Source organism: Cyanobium sp. PCC 7001, from assembly GCF_000155635.1.
Classification (GTDB): Bacteria; Cyanobacteriota; Cyanobacteriia; order PCC-6307; family Cyanobiaceae; genus NIES-981.
Genome location: NZ_DS990556.1, coordinates 2,561,418 through 2,583,645 on the forward strand (window position 1 = coordinate 2,561,418; position 22,228 = coordinate 2,583,645).

Genomic DNA, 22,228 nt, shown 5'->3' on the forward strand with positions numbered 1-22,228 from the left:
CTGGCAGGGTCCATAACCCCGGTCGGGGCTCTGCCAGCTCCATCCGCGGCTGCGAGCCTGGTCTGCGAAAGGGGCCCAGTTGCGGTGATCACCGCACCAGCCGTGCATGGCGATCACCTGCATGGGCCGGGGCCGAGAGCGTTGAGCAGCTTCTCCAGACTGCCGCTGGGAAGTCCCTGACGCAGGACCAGACGCAGCCGCGCCGTCCCCTCGGGCACTGTGGGCGGGCGTATCGCCACCGCCAGCAGTCCAGCGGCCTCGAGCCGCTCCTGCAGCGCCAGGGCCTCAGCGTCAGCCCCGATCAGCAGCGGCAGGATCGGCCCGCTCCCGGCAGGCCGGGGCCAGCCCGCAGCCTCGAGAGCATCGCGCCAGCGCTGGGCCCGTCGCAGCAACGCGGGGCCGGGATCGGTGGCCTGGATCACCTTCAGGGCAGCCAGTGCCGCGGCTGCCAGGGGCGGTGCCAGAGCCGTGGTGTACCGGAAGGCGCCGCTGGTCTGGAGCAGCCATTCCATCACGGTGTCATCCCCGGCCAGGAAGGCCCCGCCGCTGCCGAAGGCCTTGCCGAAGGTGCCGCAGATCAGAGCGATGGAGGGAACGCCGTGCCCCAGGCCACGACCGCCCGAGCCGAGGATGCCGAGGGCATGGGCTTCGTCGAGGATCAGGGCGGCGTCGTAGCGCTCACAGAGCTCCGCCAGGGCGGGCACATCAGGGCTGGTGCCCTCCATGGAGAAGAGGCTTTCGCTCAGCACCACCAGGCGCTGTTGGGGGCTGCGTTGTCGGGCGGCTTCAAGCTTCCGGGCCAGGTCCGAGAGGTCGTTGTGAAGGAAGCGCTGGAGCCTGGCTCCGCTGGCGCGTACTCCGGTGAGCAGCGAGTTGTGGATCAGCCTGTCCGCCAGCACGAGGCTGTGGCGATCGGCGAGGGCCATCACGGCGGCCAGATTGGCTTGGAAACCGCTGGGAAAGAGGAGGGTCTGATCGCGGCCAAGCCAGGTGGCGAGTGCGCGTTCGAGGATGGCGTGAATCGGCCGGTGACCCGTAACGAGTCTGGAGCCTCCCGCCCCTACCCCCTCGGCGCAGATGACCTGCTGGGCCGCCGCCATCACGGCAGGGTGCCCGTTCAGCCCGAGATAGTCGTTGCTGGCCAGATCAAGCAGTGCCGAACCCTGCTCGGTCAGCAGGCTGGGCTCGCTGCTGCCGTGCTGGTCGGCCGCAGTGGAGCGCGTCAGATAGCGGAGGCGACGCCTTCGCTTGGCGCTCAGGGCTGACACCCTCTCGCCCAACAGCTGCTGCCACCCCGGCGCTTCCACATGATCTGTTCTGCCCTGGTTCCAGGCTAGGTTCCGGCGGGAACTCAGGTGGGCAGCGGGCTGGGTGGCTCTGTCCGGTCACGGTTGGGGAGTCCTGAACAGGACCCGCGTCATGCCCGCATGGGTTCTTCAGGAGTTGGAACGACCTGGTCTGCTGCCCGCGTCCGTTCCAGTTGGGTGACATGCTGCGCTGCAGGAACACGCTTGCAATACCGTCAATGGTGAAGGTTCTAACTGGGGCCATGATCACGCTGGGGCCACGATCAGGGTCAGGCAGCGACATGCCTTTGCTACAAGGCCTATCGATCGTGTGTGCCCTTCAGCATTCAGCCTGTCCACCTGTGGTGTTTTGATGATGTGACGTTGTAATGCATTGGGGAACTCCAGAGTGCATTGGTTGCTGCGGCCGCTCGAGTCCCAGCCAGTAGTCACCAAGTTTGAGTCAAGATGAGGGCACAGGATGCGCTCAGGCTGATATCTTGCCAATCAAGATTGGCGCCTCTGCGTTGTCGTTTGAAGCTTTCTCATGAAAACTTAGCTTATGCAGAGGCAATTGATTGCTGCAGTAACTGGCTGAATCACGATCCATCGCCATTGCAGGGTCGCAATAAAGCAACTCGAAGCGTCACTGACAGATGGGTGAGGCATTTAAAGTCTGTTGGATCAACTCGCAAGAACATGACCTTAGAGCTTGAAAAGCTGTGCATTGTTGCGTGATGAGCTTGTCAAACGCGCCAATGAGCCTTTGGGAATCTGGTTTCAGACGTATGGATGGAATGTGGTCAGTTCAGCTGTAAGGAACTGTGATAGCCTTCAAGTGATGGAACCTTGATGAGGTGATGGCAAGACCATGGCAAGGCAGTGGTTTTCATGGCGAGGGAAGTGGGCCAGAAAAGTTCTAGCCCCACTGACTTTCGGCTCGCTCACTGGCAGGTCAAAGGCCCAGCAGGCGAACCCTAAGCCGACACTCCTGCGTGTGACAGGGCTGCACCGGTTGGCGGCAGCTCCTGTATCCGTCACTGTCATCTTCGTCCACTATCACCATCGAGGGCTCGTCACCGATGGGTTCAAGCGGCTGATTCGCTCATCTGTGGAAGCCGGATTTCGAAGCCTCTTGGTATCCTCAATGATTTCGGAGGAGGAAATTCAAGAACTCTCTAGCTTGAATCTTGCCATCGCAGTACGAGCCAATTATGGCTATGACTTTGGCTCAATAAGAGAAGCAAGAGACTTGTTAATGAAGCATGATCTGCTTCAGTCGAGCCGCTATGTCTTTATCAATAGCAGCATGCTCAATATCGCCAGCCATGGGTTTGGGCAAGATGCGTTCCTGGACGCACTCGCCAACCAGAGTTGCGGTGATGATCTTCTTGGCATCACTGGATCTTTCGAGGATCGAAGCTATCATATTCAGACATACTTTTTTAGTGTTTCATCCAAACTCTTTGAATCAAAGGCATTCGGTCGGTTTTTGGGAGACTATATTCGCGGATTAAAAGTAACAAAAGAATCGCCGCGTCTCTATGCAATCAAGAATGGAGAGCTCAAGCTGACCCGCTTTGCGATTAGTCAAGGCATGTCCGTAGGTACCTTGCTCTTCAATGGAGGATTTCCAACGATTGAAGATTATGAGTTGATGAAAGAGCTTAGTGGCAGCCTCGCCAAGTATCTTCATGTTGACTTCGTTGGACAGAGAACTAAGTTGCACTCACTCATTGACGACTTCTCGTCTGAATGGATGCCATCGGCTGGCCTCCAGTTCAACCCATCTCAGTCTTGTTGGGCGCTACTGATGGCTAAAGGATTCTTGTTCATCAAACGGGAAGCTCTAGAACTTAGTGATAGTCGAAGTATCCACGCTCCTTCAGTTTGTGCCATGATTACTCCCTTGATGCACCAGCTAGGTATTTCCCTGCCAGCATGGTCAGACCTTAACTATCTCCCGAAAATCCTCTTCGCGCCCAAGGCAAAATCAGGAAGTTAAACCTAAGGCTAAAGCTAAGGCCTGATTATGACTTTCTGATTAGATCGTTCTTTGATGACACATCATCACGCGTCCAAGATAAAGCCCGGATTTGATTCGGAATTCTATTGTCGCTCCTACTCCTCGGGATCCAGTGGAATTCGGGAGGATCAAGCCCTTGGTCATTATCTTGAAAGAGTCGATAGATCTGAAGTCTATGGCTCAGCTCAAGACTATATTTATAGAAATCTTCAAGATTCTAGTCTGTTGGACTATCGTGAGGAGATAGCAGCACGATTCTCTTGGGTTGATTATCTTGCCTGTAATGCAGACTTGGCTGCGATGACGCCACTGCAAGCTGTTCGTCATTACATCACATACGGGATCTACGAGCCTAGACAAACTGACTCGAAAGCTCGCTTGCTAGACCGTAGGTATGCATTGAGTGGAATCTATGAGAATGCATTTACTTCTGATTACCCAATCCAAGTCATCATTCATTGTTATCATTTTGATGTACTCTGTCGCATGCTTTCGTACCTTCGGTCTTTGGCTAGAGTTGGAGCGGTCGTAAGGCTTGTTGTGGCCAATCAATCGATAGAAGCAAGTGCTCTCGATGATCTTCTGAGTTCTTTGTACACTGGATATCGAAAGCACTCTTGGGAGAGAGTAACTAACTATGGTGAAGACTGGTCTTCATTCCATCATTTGTTCTATAGTGGCGCATTCTCTTCTCGCGGAGCTACGTTTAAGCTTCAAACGAAAAAGTCGTCCAATCTCGGAGCAGATGGTGGGATGGCGTGGGTTGACGAAGCCCTGCAACCAATTGCCAGTTCCTACCGAGCCACTGCAACTGTCATTAAGAATCTAAAGGCTGGTACCATCAAGCTTGCTGCAAGCAAGCTTTGCAAGCGCACAGGTTTTGGTGCGAACCCACAACTTGTTGCTGAATATATCCACCGGCTTGGACTGAATGAGCAATCTGCTAAGCGGCAAAGCTTCTGCATGGGATCCATGTTCGCAGCAGACAATGACTTGATCCAGTTGTTTTACTCCTCTCTGGGTGATGTCGATTATCGTATAACGTCAGATGGTGGCTCACAGTTCTGTGGCCGTTATCCAGGCCATGCAATTGAGCGAGCATTCTTCTATTATTCCTATCAAGCTTTAGGAGATCAGTCGATCGTGTGGTTGACTTAGTGCTGCTGAGCTGTCGGGGCATAGCTAGAGCTTCGAAGTAGAAGGTTCAATTCAATAACTACTGCTCCTTATTCGGCTAACACCTCATGGTGAGGAAGCGGCCTAAGTGTCAAGTCCTTCCGTCTTATTAGGAAGCGATACCCCTCCTGTTTCCCGTACAGAGTTTGAGGCTGCCGTGAAACAAAGTTCATGACTGAAAAACAAAAGTGTCCAGATGAGGAGATACATCCAACACTTCCTGCAATTAGTTCCAAGGCGGAATCATTGTGCTTTGGTTCATTGCCTATGATTGACGAGCCATCGAAATAGATGTTTGCGTCTCGAATGAGTGTGGCCTCTGCCTGGTCAACTGCATCATGGATTGCAGCGATGACACTGGTGATACCTTGTCCACTGCGCTCGGAGATCCAACGCAGACATCTTTCCTTGAGTAGGATTTCTCGAGCGTGTGAATACCCATCACTGATAAATCGAACGGATTGGTTGGGAAATAGTCTTTGGCTCAACATGGACATGCTTTGAGGCGTGTAATTGTTGGCTCGGAAGGAAGGTGTAGATTGGACCCACTGATCGTGAGTCATGGCATAGTTATCAAGAAAATAGGGAATAATCTCTATCCCAAGCACCCAAAGCCTGGCTGTATCTCCAAGTCTGCTATGACAAACAACATAAGAATCTCCCTTATCGCCGCTCTTCCCGTCTAGAGAAAAGTGAAGATTAAAATTTCTTGAAAAAAAAGCCTCATCTAGACTCGTAAAGACGTGATGACCTCGTTTTGGCCGTTTATCATTAAGGCCAATTGAGCTCGATAAGAATCTGCAGATTGTTTCGTAGGTACCAGCTCCTCCACTGAGGATGACGTTGGAGGAGACTGAAGACCCAACGCAAGCAGCATAATAATCCGAAAAAAGGTCCAGAAGCACCTGCGTCATGGAGGAATTCTTTCCAGTGCCCTTAGGTAAGTAGCCACCGATATGTCCAGTGCTACTAAGTCGTTGGTCAATGTTCTGGACAATCTTACTGAGTGAGGCAATTTGGGATCTTCTCGCCGTATCGTTATGAGCGTTATCCAGAATCATCACATCATTAGCACTTGAACTGAGACCAACTAAATACAGAAAGATAAATTGATAAGCCAGTCCCATAATTATATCGCCAAAACCAGCTTCTAATGTAATCGAGTGGTTTATATGCCGCTTGAGGAGTTCATCCCGAAGAGCGGATATCAATGCTGTCTCAATGAGCGTGATTCTAATCTGACTGACTGGTAGAGACGATGTGTCAAACTCAATTGCATCTGCAAAGTACGCTGCGGGTTTGCCATCTTGTAGGAATCCCTGAAGGCAATAAAAAGTGTGATTGCGTGAGCACGTCTCTTCAATCTCAACACCAAGACGACTTCCAAGTAAGGAGAAAGCCGCTGACCAAGGGCGACTATGTGTCTCAGTACTTATGGTTGAAGACTCAGGGCAATACTCAACAACGATGCTGATGGCTTGGATGGCGTAACAGCGAGGTAGTTTGTAGATAAGACGACTTCGCTGTCGTCTAGCTTGAATTTCTATGGAACTTGATGAAACATCATCTGTCTGAAGAAAAGCTGTCGGGATTTCAGACACCTGGGACGGACTTGCGATATTCTTTGGCATGACTACAACAACTTATGCCGCACAGCAGGTGTTGTAACTAAGCTGATCCTCATAATATTGTGATTTTCGAGAATAGCTCCATGGAGTTTGTGGCGCACACAGTCTACTGCTTAGAAGTGATGAAGCTGGTGCAACGCTTGAACGCCCTTCCTTCATGATTGATGGGATGGTGATAAGACTCGAATAGATGAAAAGTGGAGCGCTGTGTCTTGTGCAGAGATCTTGAGGAATCTTGCTCTAAGTCTTGGTAAATTCGTTCGATGTATGGACTTCTTTCCCGAGAGAAAAGCTGCAGATTCAAGCAAGGGAATGGCCGAGGGTAAAATTGGTAGCTGATTGTCATCCATAAGCACGAGACTGAGGCATCTCGCGCGGGCTTGGCACGAATCCGTGCGGTTGCCGATTTCCAATGCGGTGACTTCGACCGGTCTGCCTAAGTCAATCATCAGCCATGGATTATCTTCAATGCAAGTATGAAAGAAAAATGGACGGAATTCGGTTACCTTCTCAATCCCAAGATCAAAGGGTTGGAGGCGTGAAGAAAAAGATATACTGCAGTCTTGAGCAACATCGACTTCATCATGTCGGTCTTGTTGAAGATAGCTGTGCTGAGGATCTACGGTGCCAGTACTTAATGAGCTAAGTTGCAACTCTAGTAATTTCTCCATCCCGTGCCTTAATGTCTCAATCCTCTGATGTAACGAGATGAAATCAAGATCTTTATCGTGCATTTCCAACCTTATCTTGCCAACTGTTGCTGCCAGTGAACTGGAATCCGTTACCCATGGCTTGCCAAGGGCAATGGAACTCATGGTCTCATTATTGATGATATCAAGAAAGTGAGGGATCACAACTTCTCCACCCTGTCGAATTCGATCTCGGCGCAGAAAAGTCACTTCGACCATACTTGGAATCAATGGCTGACCATTGCCATAGTCTTTGACGAAGCTTGTGTTATTGGGGTGAATATGGACACAGGAGTGGGTTTGAGAAATCTTTCTCAGGTTTGGTAAAACTATGTTGGAGGCAAAATTGGCTTTATCTAGCTTGTCAAGATCGTGAAGCTCTAGCACGATAATGCGAAAATCTGATAGCAATGACTCAGGACAGCTACTAAGAACGTCCCACTCCGCCCCTTCTATATCCATCTGCAGAATTAAATCATCACCCTTCTCGCAATTCTCATTGATGAGATCTTGAAGGCTGACCTGCATCTGCTCAAGATTCGACTTGGCTGCCAGCCACTTCTTGTAGAAGATCTGCTTGCCTTCCTGCAAGGGAGTTGCAAAGAGCTGTGGGTCGGAAGTGTAATCAACAAGAATGCTTTTGACGCCATAAAGCTCAAGGAGCTGATCTTCAAAGTATTTGAAGTTATTTACCCCCGGGGAGATGCACCACTTGATGCCCTCGAGATCATCTGGTAAAAGATATGCCCCGTCTTTGTCTCCGCCTATTCTGATTAGCTTGTGTCCGCAGGGGCGTGGCTGGAGATAACTGACGATCTCGGTTAACACGCTTTCCGGATTAAGCCCGAATCGTTGATGGTCTTCGTTCATGGCGGTTTGGAGATCTGTTGATTATACAGATAAATCTCGCTCCCTCATACTCTCTATCCATACTGGCTCAGCTTGCGGGAGCATCCGCGGTCTCGCCCCAGTGTCCCCCTTCCCAACGTCTGAAAATTCGGTTCGCCTCTCACGTCGCTGGTGGTGGCGTTGATGCCGTTATTAGAGGGCCTTCCGTGAATGTAGAGATTTTGCCATCCTAGCCTCCTGATCAGTGGATGAAGACGAGAGAAATTCTGCTGTATTAATCCTCTCTAGAGCGCCTGTGCGTCCGGATTGTGGTTGTGTCGCCCAAGTCTGTCTTGATGTGGGATATGCTCTCCATTGCAGGTCCCGCTAATTCGAGAGCTGCTGATTGTTCAGACAGCTTTCTGCTGCTGAATCATCTCAGGCAGAGTCTATCCATGCAGAGCTGAGCTGGCGGAGCTGGTGCTGAGCTGAATCCGATACTGCCAGCCATCAGCCAGGCTTTCGGCAGATGGGAGAACAGCTCAACTGTCAGGACATCATCCTTCAAGCGACTATTGCTAATTCTTCAAGATACGGCAGTGTCAGTTTGAACCTTTTGGAATAGAGGATGTACTAGTGTCTTTGCTAGGCGCTGATTCATGCGGTATTGGCAATGAACTCAGGGCAATACCCACGCGCAGTTGGATAAGATAAGATATGGTGCGCCAGGTTTCTGAAGCATCTTGCTCTTTTTGACCGGCTTACATCTTCATTCGACATGACTGCCTAGATGTCGTAGCCATAGTCATTTCCAAGACCCCAGAACTTCAGGCGTGGGCCCTCTCTCGCTGAGACCAACTGGACGTCAAGGGCTGAACCCTGTGGTGCAGGAGCTTTGACATCAGCAGCCCCAGCCATCCGTGTGCAGGTGGGGGACAAGGTCCTGCAGGTGCCTCTGGAATCCTGATTCCATCCAGATCCGTTGAACATGCGGACGGTGGACACGCCAAGCCGCGAGCCGGAGTCACCGATACGTCGACCTATGACCTGCCAGCCCACGGGCACTCCTCCTTAAGCCCCTATACGTTGGTTTGGATGCACCTCCGCATTGCGACGTCCTTCCTTCCTGGCTCGGAAGATTTCCATGACAGGCTCCTGATGCCGTGCAGAAGCCATCGTGGAGAGCTGGGTGTTTGCCGTCTCCGGCTGCTTCGAGCGTTGGGCCTCGATTGCCTTGGCCTCAAGCCTACCTTGTCACCATGCCTGCGTAGAACTGTACCGACGGTGTTACGCGGGTGTTGAGACTCTGAGGGCTGCGGAGATCTCCGACGGTCTGGCTTTTGATCAGCAGGTGCTCCCTGGTGTGCAGCCTACGGATGACCTGCATTGCTGGGTTGCGAGGCTTCCCTAGGACTTCTCTTGGCCAGAATTGGCCTTTGGTGACGCTCTGATGAGGCTTGGTGCAGTGTTTGGGACTATCATGTACACACAGTCGCTGCCGAATTCCTCAGTGATTCTGTTCTACAATTGACTAGCTGGATGAGAGTATCTGTTTGCCCAAGCCAGTCTTCAACTACTCAGGCTCGTGTTACGAGTCTGGCATTGATCTGCTGGCTTCTTAACCTTTTCGCGCTGTTTGCGCCACGTGGAAACGTCCAGAGGCCCGCAGCGAGCGTATAATCCGGCTGGTTTTTCTCATGTGCGAGACAATGATTCCTCTATTATTCCGGCCTCGTGGCTTCTCAGTCTCTTGGCGAGTATTCTCCACAGCTTCTTCTGTGATCAACCTCTTGTGCGACCGTGAGTTCGGTTCCCCTGCCCACCGAACTGAATCGCCTTGAGCCGGTGGCCTTGATGCCACCACTTGTGTGTTCTGTTGAGAGCTCCTTGACCTTCCTCCCCTCGGAATACCCACACTCGCCCCGAGCGATTCTCAGTTGTCTTCAGCCTGGGGGGCACTCCTGTTTGCCAATAGACTTGCATTTATGGCTTGGCATTGCAACATGTGCTATGCCACCAGTTATCTGGCATTCCAGCTTTACTCTTTATCGCTAACCAATCTCCACTCATGAGTCATCACTCGTACTACCTGCCTGGACAAGTCGTTCTTCATATTGGCGCCAATTACGGACACGAAGTCTCCTCGTATGATGCGGTAGGGCTTCGTGGGTATCATGTCGAAGCCATTCCACAGGTATTTTCGAAGCTCAAGCAGAAGTGTGCAAAGAGCAAGTATCAGGCTTGCGTCTGCGCCTGTCTATCTGATGCTGTTGGCGAGAAAGTTGTCTTTAATATTGCGGGCAACAACGCTGAGAGCTCCTCGATGCTGCCACTCGGGCGTCATCAGCTTGCCTATCCCCATATCCAATACACAGACTCCGTCGAACTGCTGACCGAAACAGTGGACCACCTTCGGTCGACTGGCGTCCTCCCAGAGATGGCTCACCACCTGGTCATTGATGTCCAGGGTGCAGAGCTCAAGGTTCTCTCAGGTGCCACTAAGCTATTGCAGTCTGAGGCCTTGCAATCTGTGGTGGTGGAGGCTTCGGCTGAGCCGCTCTATGAGGGTGGGGCAGCATTTTCAGAAGTCTTCTCTTTACTGACGCGATATGGTTTTTACCTTCGTGAGGCCAAGTTCAATTTCCATGGCTGGTGTGATGCTTTATTCATGCGGCCTTGGTGGCCGCGTGAGGCGATCCAAATTCAGACATCGGGTACTAACATTGCACCACGGGCCAAGTGCACCCAGAGTTCCATTTCTCCTTGGTCATATGGAGCGCAAGAGGCTGCCAATGTGGTGCAAGGTCGACTGAATGGCTCCTATGCGTTTCATACACTCGAAGAGATGCATCCTTGGCTCACGATGGATCTCCAGCAGGAATATGACATTCATGAGATCTTGGTTTACAATCGTGTCGTTGATGGTAGCGACATTGCCGCAAGAGCTGCTTCGCTTAGAACATCAATATCCTGCGATGGAGAGCATTGGAATGTGATCCATTTATCCGATCGAGTCTTTGGTGGTATTGACGGCTTCCCCCTGCGTGTAGGGTGTGATGGCCTTCGAGCACGTTATGTACGTTTGGATCTTGCCGCATCAAAACCTCAGCCATTGCATCTTGACACGGTTGAGATCTATTCGACCGAAGACTGACACCCTCCTCTGAGCGCCTTCTCTACTTTGACGCCAGCATTTGATTGCCGGTCTGGCTGCATGACATCTGGTTTCAAGCATCTTGGGGGCTTCCCTGATGATAGAGGTGCAATGTTGTCTTCACCTTGCTTTTGTTTATTCCGCTCCTGCTTTCGCAGGTCGCCATTGACCGGCTCATTACCGCTAGTGCCTTGGCTGCTGGGTGCCTATGTTCTGTAGAGATCTGTGAATTCCTATTTTCCTTTTCCTTTAGACTCCTTCCAGCTTGAAGCCTTGGACGCCTTGAGCCAGGGAAGTTCTGTTGTTGTGAGTGCGCCCACAGGCAGTGGGAAGACGATTATCGGAGAATATGCGATCTACCGTGCCTTGGAGCACGGCCAGAGGGTTTTCTATACAACCCCACTCAAGGCGCTTTCCAACCAGAAACTACGCGATTTCCGTCAACAGTTCGGTGCGGAGCGGGTGGGTTTGCTCACCGGTGATCTCAGCCTCAATCGGGAGGCCCAGGTTGTTGTGATGACCACCGAGATCTTCCGCAATATGCTCTATGCGGAGATCGACAACCCCGATGATGATCCGCTGGCAGATGTCGAGGCCGTGGTGCTCGATGAGTGCCATTACATGAACGATTCCCAGCGCGGCACTGTCTGGGAAGAATCAATCATCCATTGCCCACCCTCGATTCAGTTGGTGGCCCTATCCGCCACTGTGGCCAATGCCGGTCAGCTCACTGACTGGATCGACCGGGTTCATGGACCGACCCGGCTGATTTACAGCGATCATAGGCCTGTCCCCCTGGACTTCAGTTTCTGCAGCGCCAAAGGCCTCCATCCGCTTCTCAATGACGCCGGCACGGACCTCCACCCGAACTGCAAGGTCTGGAGGGCGCCGAAGGGGCACCGCCGTAAGGGACCGAAAACCCCAAAGCCTCCGCAACCGGAGGCGCCACCCCTGGCCTTTGTGATTGCCCAGCTGGCGGAGCGCGACATGCTCCCGGCCATCTACTTCATCTTCAGCCGCCGTGGCTGTGACAGGGGAGTGCGTGACCTCGGCAAGGTCTCTCTGGTCAGCGCCGAGGAGCAGGAACGGATCCGGGCCAAGCTTGAGGCTTTCACGGAGGTTTCATCCGAGGCCGTTCGCGATGGTCACGCCGAGCCACTGTTGAGGGGCATCGCCTCCCATCACGCCGGGGTGCTGCCGGCCTGGAAGGAGCTGATCGAGGACCTGTTCCAGCAGGGTCTGATCAAGGTGGTGTTCGCCACCGAAACGCTGGCCGCCGGCATCAACATGCCGGCCCGCACCACCGTGATTTCGGCCCTCTCCAAGCGCACCGAGCGCGGCCACCGGCCGCTGATGGGCAGCGAGTTTCTCCAGATGGCCGGCAGGGCCGGCCGCCGCGGGCTTGATTCCCAGGGTTACGTCGTCACCGTGCAGAGCCGCTTCGAGGGAGTGCGCGAGGCGGGCCAGCTGGCGCTGGCACCGGCTGATCCTTTGGCCAGCCAGTTCACTCCCAGCTACGGCATGGTGCTGAATCTTCTCCAGCGCTATGACCTGCCCAAGGCCAGGGAGCTTGTGGAGCGCAGTTTCGGTCGCTATCTCGCCACCCTCGACCTGGCCGAGGATGAGGCCCGCATCCGCGAGCTTCGCGCCCAGCTTGCCTCGCTCGAGGCCGGTGGAGGAGAGGTGCCATGGGAGGAGTTCGAGGATTACGAGAAGCAGCGCAGTCGCCTCCGTGAGGAGCGGCGCCTGCTGCGCACCCTTCAGCATCAGGCTGAAGAAACGGTCGCTCACGAGCTCACTCTTGCTCTTCAGTTCGCCAGTGAGGGCACCCTGGTGAGCCTCAAGGCCCCCCAGTTGCGGGGCCGGATCACCCCGGCTGTGATCGTCGAGAAGATCCAGGGCTCCGGCCAGTTTCCCCTGTTGCTCTGTCTCACCGATGAGAACCTCTGGATCCTGCTCCCCTGCAGTGCGGTGGTGAGTCTGCACGCCGAACTCAGCTGCCTCCAGGTGCAGCAGCTCGATGTTCCAACCCTGCGCCATCCCGGTGAACTACGCCATGGCGACCAGGCCAGTGGCGGGCTCGCCCTGGCCGTCAGCTCGATGGCCCGGCGCCATGACATGGCCACGCCCCAGTACGACCTGGCCGGCGAGGTGCAGCAGCAGGCTCGCCAGGTGCGCCAGTTGGAGGAGGCGCTTGAGCTCCATCCGGCCCACCGCTGGGGTGATCGCAGGCAGCTCAAGCGCCACCGCCGCCGGATGGACGAGGTGGCGGCCGAACTGGAGGAGCGCCAGCGGCTGCTGCATTTCCGCTCCAATCGGCACTGGGACACCTTCATGGCCCTGATCGAGGTGCTCCGCCACTTCGGGGCTCTGGCCGGTGAGGATGGTCTGGAGCCCACCGATGTGGGCCGCACCGTAGCGGCGTTGCGCGGTGACAATGAGTTGTGGCTGGGGCTGGCCTTGATGACCGGCCACCTGGACGCCCTGACCCCGGCTGAACTGGCTTCGGTGCTGGAAGCCATTTCCACCGAGGTCAACCGCCCCGATCTCTGGTGCGCCTGGGCGCCTCCGGCTGCCGTGGAGGAAGCCCTCCATGACCTTCGCAGCCTGCGTCGGGAGATCGCACGCCAGCAGGACAATGCCGGAGTGGCGTTCCCGATCTGGTGGGAGCCGGAACTCACCGGGCTTGTCCATGCCTGGGCCTCAGGCACCAGCTGGAGCGAGGTGATGGCCAATACCTCGCTGGATGAGGGAGATGTGGTGAGGGTGATGAGACGCACGGTGGACCTTCTCAGCCAGGTGCCCTACTGCGAGGCTGTGACACAGCAACTGCGTGATCACGCCCGTCTTGCGCTGAAGAGCATCAACCGTTTTCCGGTCTGTGAACTTGAGGACCTCCTTCCAACGGAGTCATGACTCCATGAGCAGTGGGAGTCTCGAGCTGAGTGAAGGTCTGGCGACGGTGGTCGACCTGCAGCGTTCAGGGGCGCGCCGCTTTGCCAGCCACCCTGGCCGGGTGCTGGCAGCCCTGCTCAGCCGGGATCGCTTGAGGAAGCTGGGCCCGAGTCGCTTCCGTTACCGCTCACGTCCGGTTGCTGTGGGGCCCTGGGAGCTTCAGCCTGAGCTTCTCTTTCGTGCGGAGTGGGACGGCACGGCAGTGTCGATCCGGCTAGAGGACTGTCAGCTGCACGGTTTCCCCACTGGGGCGACCCAGCCTCCGATCCGTTTCGAGATGGACGCGGTGATCCGGCCGACGGAGAGCCAGCTCATGGCGGAGGCCACCACCCGTCTTGTCATCCCCTCGGGCTCGGCGGCCCGGCTCCTGCCGCGCTCCTTGCTGCGTCTTCTGGGCCAACAGGCTCTGCTGGCCTGTCTGGCCCGGCTGGAAAAGCGTTGCCAGACGCGGTTACCATTGGTGGCCCAGGCCTGGATGCAGCGTGGTAGTGACTGACATCATGGACCCTCGGATCGAGCCGAGGAGCTCCGATGACCTGGATCGCGGCACGATCTATTTCAAGAATGTCACCAGGCGCGTGTCCTTGGGGGGCACGCGGTCGCTTGCTGCACTTGACGATGTCTCCATCACGATTCCGGCGGGAAGTCGACTCGCTTTATTCGCCGACGGTATGGAGACAAGCAGGGCTTTCTTGAGCTGTCTTGCAGGCCATGATCCGATCAGCTCCGGCACGTTGCTGGTTGGCGGATGCTCCTCATGGGTGATTGGCTCTCGCATGCCGCTGATGCCTTCCTTGTCAGGCAGAGACAACGCAGACTTCCTGATCTCGGTGTATGGAGTTTATGATGACGATACAAGAGAGCTTGACTTTATTGAGAAGCTTTGTGATCTCGGAGAGCTCTTCGATCAGCCTCTGGAAAAGTATTCCAGCGGCATGAAGGATCGATTCAAGCTTGCGCTGTCTCTTGCCTTCCAGTTTGATGTGTATCCGGTGATGCGCTTCGATGGCTGGAACTGCCGATCCGAAGTTCCTTTCATGCAACAAGTCAAGCGCCTAGTTGATCGCCGCTTGGAGGGCAGGACCCTGATCGCGGAAGCTTCTGGCTCTCAAAGCTTTGCTCGAGACTACTGCACAACAGGAATCGTCTTCAAAGATGGTCAGATTATTCTCCAGGGAACGCCTGATGAATGCGCCACCCTTGCGAAGGAAGTTCGAGCTGCCAGAAAGGATCGATCGTTGTCCCGATCCCTGAGGCAGCATTCCGATGTTGAAGATTCACTTGAAGACACCATGAATGAGCTTCTCGAAGCCAGCCAGCCCAGCACGGGTTCTAATCCTGGCCTCGAGAATTCTCAGGATCGAAACCTACCTTCCTGATCTGACGGCCTTGCATCGATGATCTTTCAGAAACTGCTCCTTCAGGTCAGGATTGTCAACGCCATTGCCAGGCGCGAGTTGCAGATGCGGGCGGCCAAAGGCCCCATGGGTGTCGCCGGTGTCTTTGTAGAGCCACTATTCTTCATCGCCATCTTCATGTCCTTTCGGCTGTTCGGCACGCAAGGCAGCCTTCAGCCTGATTACATCAATCCGGTGATGTGGATGGCCATTGGCTTTGTTGGTTTCTTCATGTTCTCGGAAGTGGCACTCAAGGCTCTGGGTGGAGTGAAGAAAAGCACCAAGCTCACCTATTACAGCCGAATCCGGCCAATTGACTACCTGCTTGGCTCTGCTGTCCTTGATACCCAGGTTTTTTCCCTGCTGATCCTTGCCTTTATCCTTGGATCTTTTCTCTATGAATGGAAGCCCATCGTTGAGGAGCCAGGTCTTGCCGTCTTTTACTTCATCATGCTCTCGCTCCTCGCGTTTGGAGTGGGTCTGGTTACCTTGATCATTGGCCATCGTCTTCCATTTGTAGCCAGTCTTGCCAGGACTGCCGTAAGGAGGCTGCTTCTGTTCACGTCCTGCATCTTCTTCTCAATCAGCACAATCCCCAATATCTTCCGCGGTTGGATTCTTTGGAATCCCCTGGCCCACGGAATTGAGTTATTGCGCCATTCGTTTAATCATGATTATCCAATTCCGGGGGTCTCTGCTGCATACCTGATCGGATCAACGGTGTTCTTGCTTGGCTTTGGCTTCGTGATTTATGGCAACAACGAATCTCTGCTTCTCTCCGACGAGGAATGACTCTTTTGTATGGCTGCGCCCCACTTGCCAGCGCGCCCGTGGGTTGGTTGAATCGGGTTGGGCGATAGAACGTCCATGATAGGATCGTCCCGATGAAGTCTTCCAACCGCAAGCGCAGTACGCTCGCCTCCGCTTCGGCTCGCCAGCGCCGACATGCTCGCTATGGTCTGCAGGGTCGGCCTGAAGCCAGTGCGCTTGAGGTGGGGATGATTGCTGGTGGTTTGGCAGGTCGCATCAGCGGTTCGCTCTCGCAGGTGCTCCGTGCCCTGGGCCTGGCTGAGGACGAGCTTCCCAACGTAGGACCCACTCCCCAAGGCACGGACTCAACCAAGCCAGGCTTGCGTTCCCGCTGGGATGATCTCAAAAATCGAGCCAGCAACGCCCCTTACAGACGGTGGCTTGTCCCTGGACCGAAGCGCTTGGCGGCTTTGGTGCTGGTTGCCGGTGTTGCTTACTTCGGTGTGATTGGCCGTAGCCGTTACCAGGTCACCTCGGATTTCATTGTTCGCTTGCCGCAAGCACCCAACAATGTCACCCCGTCCCTGCTTGGGACCGTGCTTGCAGGTCCGACAATGCTGGGGTCGTTGGAAGACGGCCGCTTCCTTGCTGTTTATCTGACATCACCCGAGGTGATGCAAAGGGTGTTCCTGCGGTTGGAGCCGGAGACGACCTACGCCAAAAAGGGTCTTGATCCGTTTGCGGGCATGCCCAAAGATGCCCCATTTGACCAGAAACTTGCTTTTTTCAGGAGGCAAGTCAGCGTTGTTCCCCAGGATCTGACCGGTGTGATCCAGCTGACGACCACTGGCTTGAACCCCGCAACCGCTTTCGAGCTCAATCGCCTGCTGCTCAACGAGGCTGAGAACTTTCTTAACACCTCTAATCAGAATATCAGCCGCAATCAGCAAACGTTTGCCGAGCAGGAGCTGGAGAATGCTCGTGAGCGTCTGGCTAAGGCCCAGCAAGCCTTGGCGGCCTTCAATGACAGTCAGGGCGAGATTAATCCCGAGGCCTCTGCAGAAGCCACGAGTCGTTACATCGCCGGCATGGAGGCCAAATTGGTGGATCTTCAGGTTGAGGAGGGCAGGCTACGTCGTCAGTTCTTGGACCCCAACGCCCCTGAGGTTGCCTTTGTCACAGACCAGATCATTGAGTTGAAGCAGCAGATTGATGAAGAGCGCGCCAAACTGGTAGGGCCAGACGAAAAAAATCTCAACCAAAGGCTCGTCAAGCTCCGTAACCTCCAAACGGAAGTTGGTTTCGCTGAGGCATCTGTCAAGGCTGCCCAGCTCGCTGCGGACAACAGCAGGCTCGAGAGTCAACGTCAGCTCAAGTTCCTCGTACTGCTCAGTAATCCGGAGACCCCCTCAGGTCAATCTCTCGATTGGCGCTGGAAAGGCCTTCTTTCGCTCGTGGGTCTGTTGCTGGTGGGCTGGGGTGTCGCCAGTTTCGTCCTTGGCATTTCCCGACGCCAGTAACGATTCTTGTTTTGGCGCCGTAGGCTAACGAGGGCTGCCGATGTCTTCCGTGAGCAGCGCGATAGCGCTCGCAGGCAGCGCGACAGGCTTGTTGCTCGCGTCAAGCGTCTCTCCCGTGAGCTCAGCCAGGAGCGTCAGCAGGCCCTGTTGCCGCCCTACAGCTCCCTGAGCACAGGCCCCGCTGCCTCCAGCGAGGACCAGATCTGGTGGCCGGAACGCCTCCTGCCGAACGTCACGGGCACCGCCACGAATCCCGGCCCGGATGTGGCCTTCGTGACGGTGGCCAACGATCGCTTCCTTCCCGGTCTCGAGGCCCTGCTGCTTTCGCTGCGGGCCGTGTATCCAGAGCTCTCCAGTCCGGTCGTGGTCTTCCATGACGGCAGCCTCGGTTCCGTGGCACGTGCCGAGCTTGAAGCCATCCATCCCCGCGTGCGCTTTGAGGTTCCCCATCCTTCCTGGGCGGACGCTCTTCCCCTGGATTCGCCCAACCGTGAGCGGATCGGCCTGCTGGGTTATCTGAATACCTATGCCTTCGCGCTGGAGGGTTTTCGTCGGGTGATCGTGCTGGATTCCGATGTGCTGGTCCTCGGGCCACTCGATCCCCTGTGGGCCCCGGGGGAGGCTTTCCGTGCCGTGCCCGATTGCGGGGCACTCCCCTATGGCCTTGTCAGTGCCCACACGGGCAAACCCGTCTTGAATTCGGGGATGATCTCCATCCCGGGCTGGGCCCTCGGGCCAGCCATGCTGGATCGGATGCATCGTCTCATCAGCCTGGCCGCCCAGCCGGTGTGTCCTCTTCTGGACAGTTTCGCGGATCAGAAGGTCTGGAATCTTCTGTTTGCTGAGCATTCAGTGGAGCTGATGCCTGTCAATTTCAACTGCAACATCAAGTATGTGGTGCAGTTCCTTGAGGGCTGCACCGAGGGTCTCTCCCTTGTCCACTTTGCCGGTCCCAAGCCATGGCTGCGTGATGCCCAGCCAAGAGCGCGTTCCAAGTCCGTGGTGGATCACTGGCTATGGATCCGCCATCACCGCGAGCTCCTCTGCGCCGAGCGCCTGAGGCAGTACGAAGGCTTTCTTGCCAGCCGAGCTGCCCTGCCCGAGCTGGTGCCGGCTCCGCGTTCAAGGCCGGCCCTGCTGGCCGACGACCCCGCTGCTCTGCGGTTGGAACTGCCCACCGATCACGGCCTGCATCTGCTGCTGCCGTCGGCGGACACTTCCCAGTGGCCTCCTTCGGAGTGGCCCTCCGACTGGCAGACCCTGGTGGCAGAACTGGCTGAGCAGCAACCGCTCCACCTCTGGGCCCCCTTCTGCCTCCGGTCCATCCTGGCCAGCCTGGTGTGGCACCCCGCGATCCGTCTGGAGTTCATCCTGTTGGAGCGCCCCTTCAGTGCCCCCGACCTTGTGGACCAGGGCGGATGTGCCTTCGTGCCCTGGCGGGGCTCCCTGCGCGCGTCCTTGCGGGCGGCGGTGGAGCGGCGACTTCAGGCCATGTCGATCCGCTGGGTCGGCTCCTGAGGTGCAGCCGGCATCTCCTCCTCAAACGCCGCAGCCGCCAGCGGGTAGAACTCCGGATCCACCAGCCGTTCCATGACGGCATCGTTGCCGCCGCTTTTGTTGATCGTGAGGAAGAGGCTTTTCAGCGGAACGGAGCGCCTGGCTGGCCGGACCCGGCGCCCATCGGCGGACAGTTCAGGGAATTCGAGGCTGAGCGAGGGGTTGAGCAGGGCGCTGGGAACTCCCAGGCGCAGGGTGTGATGCTTGAACCAGAGGTCGTCCGCATGGCCGGCCAGCCGCAGGGCGGCCTTGAGATCACACACCCCGGCATGCAGCTGACTGAGCCGGTAGCAGATTCCATCCTTGCCTGTGGGCACCGTGAGCGGATGGGGTGAAGTGAGGGAGGGATCGTGCTTGATCCAGCGGTGGTACGGCGCAATCCTCCCGTCTTCCACGACCATGCGACGGCCGCGGAACCCCACCACGCAGCCCAGTCGCTCCTGAGCTTCCAGCAGGCGGGTCAGCCAGGTTCTGGGGTAGAGGGTGTCGTCGTCGGCGGTGATCAGGTAGGGGTCCTGACGCCGTTGTTCAGTCGAGAGGAGACTGATCATGGGCAGCAGTTTGCGGTACGACCCCGAGTTCTCCACCATGTGGCAGTGGAGGGGAATGGCCGTGCGTCGCGAACGCTCGATCCTGCGCTGGATGAAGCCTGGAATGGCGGCAAATCCCTGATCGAGCAGGTAGGGCTCCTGTGAGAGGAACAGGTGCAGCGACACCGGCCGACTGGCATCCGGCGGAATCTGTTGCAGCAGGGTGTCCAGGGTGCGCCGCAGCGCACCTTCGCGGCCCCGGATCGAGGTGAGGCCGATCAGCACCGGAACCGTTTTTCTCATGCCAGGTACCCCTCCCGGATCAGCCGGCGCCAGGTGGGCAGCCGCAGACTGCAGCCGTACTCGAAGTCGGACGAAATCGTGGTGGGGGCGCCTCGCATGAGGTACAGGGGTTGCTCCAGCCAGGCGATCGCCCCCTCCCCGAAGCGCCGCAGCAGCCGCTCACGGAACTCCACATCCCCACGGGAGCGCACCGGGTAGAACCCGCCCAGCTCCACGGCCGTGCTGCGCCGCACCATCAAGGTGGTGATGCCATCGCCGACAGCCCGGGTGCCATCGCCATCGGGCTGGGGGTGGCCCGTGGCCTCATCCAGACGCACATGCTGGGCGTAGCAGGCCAGCTTGCCGCCCTGGAGCGCCTCCCACTGCCGTTCCAACCGCAGGGGATGGGAGAGATCGTCATCGTCCTGGATCGCCAGCAGCTCCGAGCGGCTGGCCGCGATCGCCACGTTGCGGCAGGCGTACTGGCCGCGGTTGCTGTTCTGCCGCAGCAGTTTCAGTGGCAGGTTCCTGCCGTAGTGGTGCAGATCGATCAGCTGCGCCAGGGCTTCCGCCTCCACCGCAGGTGATCCGTCATCCACCACCAGGATCTCCTCGGCAGGCAGCGTCTGCAGAGCCAGAGCCTCAAAGGTCTGTGCCAGGCGCTCCAGGTCCGGCCGAAACGTGGTGATCACCACGGCGATGGAAGCCCCGGTCCTGGGAGATCGCCAGCGTTCGCTGTGCCGCCAGTGCTCCAGAACCCGCTCGAATGTGCCCCGCACCCCCCCGGATCCGTCTCCTGCAAGCGGCAGCAGATCGGGCACCTGCCTGGCTTCCGCCCACAGCCGCAGCAGGGATGTGGTGTGGGCGCCGAGCCCCGCACAGGCAGCCTCCAGGACCGCCGACTCCTCCCCACCCTGCCAGCAGCGTCCTGCAGCCCCCGGATTGATCTCCTGCAGGCGGCGCAGGAGGCTGATGCGGTCCTTCACGCCGCCCGTGAAGCGCAGCAGCACCAGGAGTTGCCAGCGCATCAGCTCCATCTCCTGGTCGGCCCCGGCACTGGGTGCCACCAGATACCGGTGCAGCCGCACGGTTCCTTCCAGGACCGTGCCGCCCTGCAGGGACAGCCAGGAACCATCCAGAGGAAAGCGCCTCAGGTCGCGCAGCAGGACGCGCAGCAGCTCCGCCTGCCACCACACCCGCGGCAACAGCCGCTCGAACAGCTGGATCAGGGCCTGTTGCCGTTCCACCGGCAAGGCCATCACGGTCTCCCTGTCCAGCACCAGAAGCCCCTTCAGGAGCAGCAGGCAGGCTGAGGGCGGCTGGCGCTGGGGTAGCTGGCTGCAGCTGGCAGGACTCAGCTGCAGCACCAGCTCCTTCAGCAGCAGGATGTTGGACCCCACCCCCCGAAGGGCCTCCGCCAGCTGACGCTGCAGCAGGCGCCGCCGCTGACCGTCTCCGAGTCTGGAGGCTTCATCGATCTGATCCACCACGGTGTCCACCGCTGCGGCCAGGGCTTCGACAAGCCCGGGGTCCCGCCGCAGGCTGCCACTGTCGAGGGTCCGCAGCAGGCGCGTGGCCCGCAGCAACGGATCCTCGAGGCGCCGCGCTGCGGTGAGGGTGTGGCGGCGGAGTCCCTCCCCCACGGCGGCCAGCTGGAGGTCTCGCGTGTTGAGGCCTCCGATCAGGGCCTCGCAGGCGGACCACACCCATGGCGGCGGGGGCTGGGTTGGCGCCTCGCCTGCCGTGGCAGTCAGCAGATCCCGCAGGTGCCCGGCCATCTGCACGGCGAAGCCAACCTGCTCGTCCTCCGGCAGCAGATGCACCAGTGCCACCAGCTGATCGGCCTGGTCCGCACTCGGCTCGTCGTCGGGGCCAATCCAGCCGCTGGGATCAACGGGTGGCCGCCAGCGCTGCCCAGGCCAGCTGCGGCCATCAATCCGGTGCCGCAGCCGTCGTTCCTGCTGGAGCAGGCCCAGGAGCCCGGCCGCTCCGTACGGCGCCGCCGCTGCGGCCAGTCGGTAGGCGCGGATCGCCGCGGACAGCTCGGATCTGCAGGGTTCTTCCCAGGGGAGATCCGCCAGGTTGCAAATCCGATTGGCCAGTCCGGGCAGCTCCGCCAACGCCGGAACCCCGTTGGCGGAAGTCAGGAGCCCACGACTCCAGTGCACGGGCAGCAGGCCCAGCACCGCTTCGCCAGGCCCGCCGTCAAGGACATCACCTTCAGGCAGGCCCTCTGCGCTCTCGAGACTCAGCAGCCAGGGTCTGCAGGCTTCGGGAAGGGCCTGGCCTGGCACCAGGAGCAACTGGTCCAGGCCCCCAACGAAGACGTAGTGCCCCACCCCAGGCAGCGCATGCAGCCGCTGAACCAGTCCCTGCAGATTGAGCTGGGTGTGGACGTCCAGGGTGATCGGCCAGGCGAGGATGGACACCCATCTTCGCGTCCCGCTTGA

General features: G+C 57.3%; 14 protein-coding genes. 9 read left to right on the forward strand and 5 right to left on the reverse strand.

Annotated features, from left to right (window positions below; genetic code table 11):
- Positions 1–113: 113 nt before the first annotated feature.
- Positions 114–1,268, reverse strand: a complete 1,155-nt coding sequence (locus tag CPCC7001_RS12530) for an aminotransferase class I/II-fold pyridoxal phosphate-dependent enzyme (RefSeq protein ID WP_006909971.1) — start codon at positions 1,266–1,268, stop codon at positions 114–116.
- Between the two features lie 889 nt (positions 1,269–2,157).
- On the opposite strand from CPCC7001_RS12530, the gene CPCC7001_RS15340 reads away from it, so the two are divergent.
- Both CPCC7001_RS15340 and CPCC7001_RS15345 read left to right on the forward strand, forming a co-directional pair.
- Positions 2,158–3,291: a hypothetical protein gene (locus CPCC7001_RS15340; RefSeq protein WP_156796783.1), complete on the forward strand. Its 1,134-nt coding sequence runs from the start codon at positions 2,158–2,160 to the stop codon at positions 3,289–3,291.
- A 246-nt stretch (positions 3,292–3,537) separates the two neighbouring features.
- On the forward strand, positions 3,538–4,470 hold the full coding sequence (locus CPCC7001_RS15345; RefSeq protein WP_198006488.1) for a hypothetical protein: 933 nt from the start codon (positions 3,538–3,540) through the stop codon (positions 4,468–4,470).
- Positions 4,471–4,538: 68 nt separating this feature from the next.
- On the opposite strand, the gene CPCC7001_RS15350 is transcribed toward CPCC7001_RS15345, so the two are convergent.
- Together CPCC7001_RS15350 and CPCC7001_RS15355 are read right to left on the reverse strand one after the other, a co-directional pair.
- A complete protein-coding gene (locus CPCC7001_RS15350; protein WP_156796785.1) occupies positions 4,539–6,089 on the reverse strand; it encodes a hypothetical protein in 1,551 nt (516 codons plus the stop codon).
- A gap of 182 nt (positions 6,090–6,271) precedes the next feature.
- Positions 6,272–7,675 carry an FkbM family methyltransferase gene (locus CPCC7001_RS15355; protein ID WP_006909964.1) on the reverse strand — a complete coding sequence of 468 codons (1,404 nt, stop codon included), beginning with the start codon at positions 7,673–7,675 and terminating at the stop codon, positions 6,272–6,274.
- 1,948 nt (positions 7,676–9,623) lie between these two features.
- On the opposite strand from CPCC7001_RS15355, the gene CPCC7001_RS14660 reads away from it, so the two are divergent.
- The 7 genes from CPCC7001_RS14660 (at position 9,624) to CPCC7001_RS12555 (ending at position 18,927) form a co-directional block, all read left to right on the forward strand.
- Positions 9,624–10,787, forward strand: a complete 1,164-nt coding sequence (locus CPCC7001_RS14660) for an FkbM family methyltransferase (protein ID WP_156796786.1) — start codon at positions 9,624–9,626, stop codon at positions 10,785–10,787.
- A gap of 225 nt (positions 10,788–11,012) precedes the next feature.
- Positions 11,013–13,703 carry an RNA helicase gene (locus CPCC7001_RS12535; RefSeq protein ID WP_050757142.1) on the forward strand — a complete coding sequence of 897 codons (2,691 nt, stop codon included), beginning with the start codon at positions 11,013–11,015 and terminating at the stop codon, positions 13,701–13,703.
- Positions 13,704–13,707: 4 nt separating this feature from the next.
- On the forward strand, positions 13,708–14,238 hold the full coding sequence (locus CPCC7001_RS12540; RefSeq protein ID WP_043369108.1) for a DUF1997 domain-containing protein: 531 nt from the start codon (positions 13,708–13,710) through the stop codon (positions 14,236–14,238).
- Entirely contained in the window at positions 14,231–15,121 is an 891-nt protein-coding gene (locus tag CPCC7001_RS15360; protein WP_156796787.1) for a hypothetical protein, read from the forward strand. Before CPCC7001_RS12540 ends, CPCC7001_RS15360 begins: the two co-directional genes overlap by 8 nt.
- Before the next feature lie 18 nt (positions 15,122–15,139).
- Positions 15,140–15,931, forward strand: coding sequence for an ABC transporter permease (locus CPCC7001_RS12545; RefSeq protein WP_006909567.1), 792 nt, complete (start codon positions 15,140–15,142; stop codon positions 15,929–15,931).
- A gap of 92 nt (positions 15,932–16,023) precedes the next feature.
- Positions 16,024–17,409 carry a sugar ABC transporter gene (locus CPCC7001_RS15365; protein ID WP_156796788.1) on the forward strand — a complete coding sequence of 462 codons (1,386 nt, stop codon included), beginning with the start codon at positions 16,024–16,026 and terminating at the stop codon, positions 17,407–17,409.
- A 147-nt stretch (positions 17,410–17,556) separates the two neighbouring features.
- Positions 17,557–18,927 carry a glycosyltransferase gene (locus tag CPCC7001_RS12555; RefSeq protein WP_006910012.1) on the forward strand — a complete coding sequence of 457 codons (1,371 nt, stop codon included), beginning with the start codon at positions 17,557–17,559 and terminating at the stop codon, positions 18,925–18,927.
- Here CPCC7001_RS12555 and CPCC7001_RS12560 read toward each other — a convergent pair.
- Positions 18,894–19,799, reverse strand: a complete 906-nt coding sequence (locus CPCC7001_RS12560; protein WP_006909633.1) for a hypothetical protein — start codon at positions 19,797–19,799, stop codon at positions 18,894–18,896. The two genes, CPCC7001_RS12555 and CPCC7001_RS12560, sit on opposite strands and share 34 nt — an antisense overlap.
- Positions 19,796–22,207: a glycosyltransferase family A protein gene (locus tag CPCC7001_RS12565; RefSeq protein WP_006911706.1), complete on the reverse strand. Its 2,412-nt coding sequence runs from the start codon at positions 22,205–22,207 to the stop codon at positions 19,796–19,798. Before CPCC7001_RS12565 ends, CPCC7001_RS12560 begins: the two co-directional genes overlap by 4 nt.
- Between the last annotated feature and the right edge of the window lie 21 nt (positions 22,208–22,228).

Bases quoted from the DNA above. Each gene is read 5' to 3' on its own strand.
- CPCC7001_RS15365 (WP_156796788.1), top strand. From the start codon at position 16,024: ATGAAGTCTTCCAACCGCAAGCGCAGTACGCTCGCCTCCGCTTCGGCT.
- CPCC7001_RS15355 (WP_006909964.1), bottom strand. From the start codon at position 7,675: ATGAACGAAGACCATCAACGATTCGGGCTTAATCCGGAAAGCGTGTTA.
- CPCC7001_RS12545 (WP_006909567.1), top strand. From the start codon at position 15,140: ATGATCTTTCAGAAACTGCTCCTTCAGGTCAGGATTGTCAACGCCATT.
- CPCC7001_RS12540 (WP_043369108.1), top strand. From the start codon at position 13,708: ATGAGCAGTGGGAGTCTCGAGCTGAGTGAAGGTCTGGCGACGGTGGTC.
- CPCC7001_RS12560 (WP_006909633.1), bottom strand. From the start codon at position 19,799: ATGAGAAAAACGGTTCCGGTGCTGATCGGCCTCACCTCGATCCGGGGC.
- CPCC7001_RS15340 (WP_156796783.1), top strand. From the start codon at position 2,158: ATGGCAAGGCAGTGGTTTTCATGGCGAGGGAAGTGGGCCAGAAAAGTT.